The following is a 4,464-nucleotide window of genomic DNA, read 5'->3' as shown; positions in this document are numbered from 1 at the left end:
CGTGCCCCCGGACACCCGGCGGCCCGGGCTGTGGCGGCGGGCGGTGGACGTCATCCGCCGGGAGCCGCCCGCGTACGCGCCCTGCTTCCTGCACCGGGACTTCCACCCCGGCAACGTGCTCTTCGAGGGGGACGGCGACGGGCAGAGGATCAGCGGGGTGGTGGACTGGGTGGAGACCTCCTGGGGCCCGGCCGACCTCGACGTGGCGCACTGCTCGACGGCGCTCGCCCTGCTGCACGGCGTCCCCGCGGGCATGGGCTTCGCCGACCGCTACCTCGCGGCCGGCGGCACCCTCGCCGAGGACGCGCGTGCCCACCTCTACTGGCGACTGCTGGACGCCCTGGCCTTCGCACCGGACGCCGGGAAGGTCGCCGGCCCCTGGCGCGAACTCGGCCGCACCGACCTGACACCGCGACTGGTGGCCGGCCGCCTGGAGGACTACCTCCAGGACCTCTTCGACCGTTACGACGCGGCACCGGCCTGAACCTGGCCGCATGCTCAGGGCGGCACGCTCAAGGCCGCACGCTCAGGGCCGGGTGAACGTCACATGGGTGACACCGCTCGGGGTGGTGACGGACTCGATGCGGAAGCGCTCCTCCAGGCCTTCGAGTCCGTCCCAGAGGCGCTCGCCGCGGCCGAGCAGGATCGGCACCACGACGACGTGCAGATGGTCGATCAGGTCGGCGGCGAGGAAGGCGCGGACGGTGGCCGGACCGCCGCCGATGCGGACGTCCAGGTCGCCGGCGGCCTCCCGGGCCCGGGCGAGCACCTCCTGGGGGGAGCCGGCGACGAAGTGGAAGGTGGTGCCGCCCGCCATCTCGACGCTGGGCCTGGGGTGGTGGGTCATCACGAACACCGGGGTGTGGAACGGCGGGTTCGGCCCCCACCAGCCGTTCCACTCGTGGTCCGGCCACGGGCCGCGCTGCGGGCCGAACTTGTTGCGCCCCATGATCTCCGCGCCGACGCCGCCGCCCCAGGTGCGCGCCACCGCGTCGTCGACGCCGGTCTCGCCGTCCTCCTCGCCGAGCATGGCGCGGAACGTCCGGGTGCGGAAGAACCACTGGTGCAGCCGCTCGCCCGCGTGGCCGAACGGGGCTTCCAGGGTCTGCCCCTCGCCCGTGCCGTAGCCGTCGAGCGAGACGGAGAAGTTGTGGACGCGTACCAGGGACACGAGGTCCCCCTTCGGTGGTCGGCGCTGGGGTTCGGGGCCGACTCTAGCCGCGACCGGCCCGGTTCGACGCTCAGCGCCGCAGCCAGCCGGTGAGCGTGCCCCACCATCCGCGCCGGGGTCCGGGCAGCGGAGCCGGTTCCGGCTCCACCGGCTCCACGTGCTCCACCGGAGGCGGGACGGCCGGCGCCGCGCCCGCGGTGTCCCTGGCCGCTCCCGCGCTGGCGGCCGCCGCCACCGTCTCCGGCAGGTGCTCGCGCGGGGTGAACTCCACCGGCAGCTCCACCAGATGGCGCGACAGCCAGGCCGAGGTCCAGGTCAGCTCCGACTCCGGGACGGCGAGCCGCAGGTCCGGCAGCAGGGTGAGCAGACAGTCGATCCCGGCCTCCGCGATGGCCCGGCCGATGTCCTGGCCCGGGCACTCGTGCGGGCCGCTGCCGAACGACAGGTGGGAGCGGTTGCCGTGCAGCGGCTTCGCGAGGTCCGGCCGGACCACCGGGTCGACGTTCCCGGCGGCCAGGCCCAGCAGCAGCATGTCGCCGGACCGGATCCGCCGGCCGCCGAGCACGGTGTCGCCGGTCGCCCACCGCCCGGCCACCAGCGACATCGGCGGGGCGTCCCACAGCACCTGGTCCAGCGCGTCCGGCACGGTCATGTGACCACCCGACAGGTGGGCGCGGAAGCGCTCGTCGGTGAGGATCATCTTCAGCGTGTCGGCGATCAGGTTGACGGTGGTCTCGTTCGCCGCGAGCAGGACGACCCGCAGGTGCTCCAGCACCTCCTCGTCGGTGAGCCTGGCCTCGTGCTGCATCAGCCGGGTGCACAGGTCGGGACCGGGGTCGCTGCGCTTGCGCTCGACGGTGCGGCGCAGCGCGGCCACCACGTGGTCGTTGCTGGCGATGGCCGTCTCGGTGCCCTTCATGAGGTCGCGCGCCGCCTCGACCAGGCGCGGTCCGTACTCCTCGGGCATGCCGACCAGCTGGGTCATCACCAGCATCGGCAGGTGCTCGGCGAACCGGCTGACCAGATCGGCCCGGCCCTTCCCGCCGAACTCCTCGACCAGCTCGGCGGTGTAGCGGGTGACGAAGCGCCGGACGCCGCGCCGGTCGGTGCCGTTCAGGCCGTCGGTGACGGCTCCGCGCAGCCGCCGGTGCTCCGCGCCGTCCGCGAAGACGCAGAGCGGCTGCCAGGCGATCACCGGCATCAGCGGGGAGTCCTCGGCGACCAGGCCCTGCTGGAACGCCGTCCAGCGGCGCGAGTCCCGGGAGAAGCGCGAGGGCGTGCGCATCACGGTGAGGTTCGAGGTGTGGCCGAGGACCAGCCAGGCGGGGAGGTCGCCGTGCAGCAGGACGGGCGCGACCTCGCCGTACTCGGCGCGCAACTGCTCGTAGAGGCCGGCCGGGTCGGCCTCGGCGGCGGGCCCGTAGAGCCGGCGGAGTCCGGCGACGGGCAGTTCGTCGAGGCCCGGCTCGTCGGGGGCGGGTTCGTCGAGCGCGTCGAGCAGGGCCTGGTCCCGGCCGCCCGGGTCGCCGGCGCGGTGGGCGGGGCAGCCGGCCGGCGGCGCGAGGGCGGGGTCGTCACGGAACGGGGAGGTCACGGTGGCTCCGGAGGGGGTCGGCGAGTGGGGTCGGCGGATGGGGGGCGACGGCTCGGGGCGGGCGCGGTTCAGTGCGCCGGTGGCGGCCCCGCGAGGTCGTAGAGGTAGTGCATGAGCGCGAGCAGCACGTCCCGCCCCGACTCGCGGATCCGGGCGTCGCACGCCACGATCGGCACCTCGGGCGGCAGGTCGAGGGCGAGCCGCAGCTCCTCGTCCGGGCAGTCGGGGGAGCCGGGGAAGGCGTTGACGGCGACGACGAACGGCACCCCGCGGTCCTCCAGCCGCCCGATCACGTCGAAGCTGATCTCCAGCCGGCGGGTGTCGATCAGCACGACCGCCCCCAGCGCCCCCTCGAACAGCCCGTTCCACAGGAACCAGAACCGCTCCTGCCCCGGTGTGCCGAACAGGTAGAGCACCAGTTCGTCGCTGATGCTGATCCGGCCGAAGTCCATCGCGACGGTCGTCTCGGACTTCCGCTCGATCCCGGCCAGGTCGTCGACCTCCGCCCCGGCCTGGGTCATCGTCTCCTCGGTGGTCAGCGGGCGGATCTCGCTCACCGAGCCGACCAGGGTCGTCTTGCCGACGCCGAAGCCGCCGACGATCACCACCTTGACGGCCGCGGTGGCCGAGTCCGGCAGCAGATCCTCGTCCGCCGGCCCGAGCACCATGTCAGAGCCGCTGAAGTCCATGCATCACCGCCTCCAACAGGGCACGGTCGGGGAGAAGGGCGGCCGGGACGGAGGCGCGCGCCTCGACCCGTTCCTCGGCCACGAGGTCCGCCAGCAGCAGGGTCACCGCGCTGACGGGAAGCCGCAGGTAGGCGGAGATCTCGGCCACCGAGAGCGGCGATCCGCACAGGCGCAGGATCGCCGCGTGCTCCGGTGGCATCGAGGCGCCGGGCTCGGCCCGGGCGACGATCAGCGTGACCAGGTCCAGCGCGGGGCGTTCGGTCGGCTGGGTGTGGCCGCGGGTGATCACGTAGAAGCGTTCCGGGGCCTCCTCGCCCCAGTCCCGGCCGGTGGTGCTCATGCGACGGGCTCGCCCCTTCGCGGAGGCGTACTGAGGTGCTCGCCGATCCGGGCGACCAGGTCGCGCATCCGGTGACCCATCAGCCCGGCGTCCACGCCCTCGTCGGCGAGCACCGCGAGGTAGGCGCGGGGGCCGGCCGCCATGAGGTAGAAGAACCCGCCGCTCATCTCGATCACCACCAGCCGCATCCGGCCGTCCCCGTGCGGGAACTCGTGGCCGACGGCGGCGGCGAGGCTCTGCAGCCCGGCGCAGGCGGCGGCCAGCCGGTCGGCGGTGTCGGGCTCGGCGCCGTGCTGGGCGATCCGCAGGCCGTCGGCGGAGAGCACGACGACGTTGCGGACGAGCGGGACCTCGTCCGCGAGCTGCTTGAGCAGCCAGTCCAGGTTGGTCCGTGGCTGAGTCATCGCTCGTCCCTCCTGTTCGCGTTGCCGCCGCCGTTGTCACTGCCACTGCCATTGCTCTCGCCGCCGCCGTCCGGGCCGGTGCCGTTGATGCCCTCGGTGAAGGCGGCCAGCCAGAGGCCCGGCTGCACCTCCTCCGGTCCCGCGTCGGCGGGCTTCCCGGGCGGCCTGCCGTTGGTGGGGGTGCCGTGGGCGGGGGTGCCGGGGCCGGCGGTGGTCGGGCGGGCCGGGGAACCGGCCACGAACCGGCTCGGCGGCGCGGCGTGCCG

6 protein-coding genes and 1 pseudogene are annotated in these 4,464 nt (G+C 74.4%); 1 reads left to right on the top strand and 6 read right to left on the bottom strand.

The annotated features are described in order from the left end of the window. Positions 1–484 (top strand): aminoglycoside phosphotransferase family protein (locus ABD308_RS36950; RefSeq protein WP_344344695.1); only part of this gene is annotated, 484 nt, incomplete at its 5' end. Between the two features lie 42 nt (positions 485–526). Here the strand turns inward: ABD308_RS36950 and ABD308_RS36945 are convergent. The 6 genes and pseudogenes from ABD308_RS36945 to ABD308_RS36920 all read right to left on the bottom strand — a co-directional run. Beyond that, positions 527–1,171 carry a dihydrofolate reductase family protein gene (locus ABD308_RS36945; protein ID WP_344344693.1) on the bottom strand — a complete coding sequence of 215 codons (645 nt, stop codon included), beginning with the start codon at positions 1,169–1,171 and terminating at the stop codon, positions 527–529. Positions 1,172–1,241: 70 nt separating this feature from the next. Next, positions 1,242–2,765, bottom strand: coding sequence for a cytochrome P450 (locus ABD308_RS36940; protein WP_344344691.1), 1,524 nt, complete (start codon positions 2,763–2,765; stop codon positions 1,242–1,244). Positions 2,766–2,833: 68 nt separating this feature from the next. Beyond that, positions 2,834–3,454: a GTP-binding protein gene (locus ABD308_RS36935; RefSeq protein ID WP_344344689.1), complete on the bottom strand. Its 621-nt coding sequence runs from the start codon at positions 3,452–3,454 to the stop codon at positions 2,834–2,836. Next, positions 3,435–3,794, bottom strand: a complete 360-nt coding sequence (locus ABD308_RS36930) for a DUF742 domain-containing protein (RefSeq protein WP_344344687.1) — start codon at positions 3,792–3,794, stop codon at positions 3,435–3,437. The genes ABD308_RS36935 and ABD308_RS36930 overlap by 20 nt, the downstream gene beginning before the upstream one ends. After that, the gene (locus ABD308_RS36925) at positions 3,791–4,198 is read right to left on the bottom strand and encodes a roadblock/LC7 domain-containing protein (protein WP_344344686.1); all 408 of its coding nucleotides are present in this window, start codon (positions 4,196–4,198) and stop codon (positions 3,791–3,793) included. The genes ABD308_RS36930 and ABD308_RS36925 overlap by 4 nt, the downstream gene beginning before the upstream one ends. Next, positions 4,195–4,464, bottom strand: a pseudogene (locus tag ABD308_RS36920) (ATP-binding protein); the annotation flags it as partial. The pseudogene ABD308_RS36920 and the gene ABD308_RS36925, both read right to left, overlap by 4 nt.

Source organism: Kitasatospora putterlickiae, from assembly GCF_039527695.1.
Lineage (GTDB): Bacteria > Actinomycetota > Actinomycetes > Streptomycetales > Streptomycetaceae > Kitasatospora > Kitasatospora putterlickiae.
This window is presented reverse-complemented; position numbering and strand designations above follow the sequence as displayed.

Coding starts and splice junctions, on each gene's coding strand:
- ABD308_RS36925 (WP_344344686.1), bottom strand. CDS start 4,198: ATGACTCAGCCACGGACCAACCTGGACTGGCTGCTCAAGCAGCTCGCG.
- ABD308_RS36930 (WP_344344687.1), bottom strand. CDS start 3,794: ATGAGCACCACCGGCCGGGACTGGGGCGAGGAGGCCCCGGAACGCTTC.
- ABD308_RS36935 (WP_344344689.1), bottom strand. CDS start 3,454: ATGGACTTCAGCGGCTCTGACATGGTGCTCGGGCCGGCGGACGAGGAT.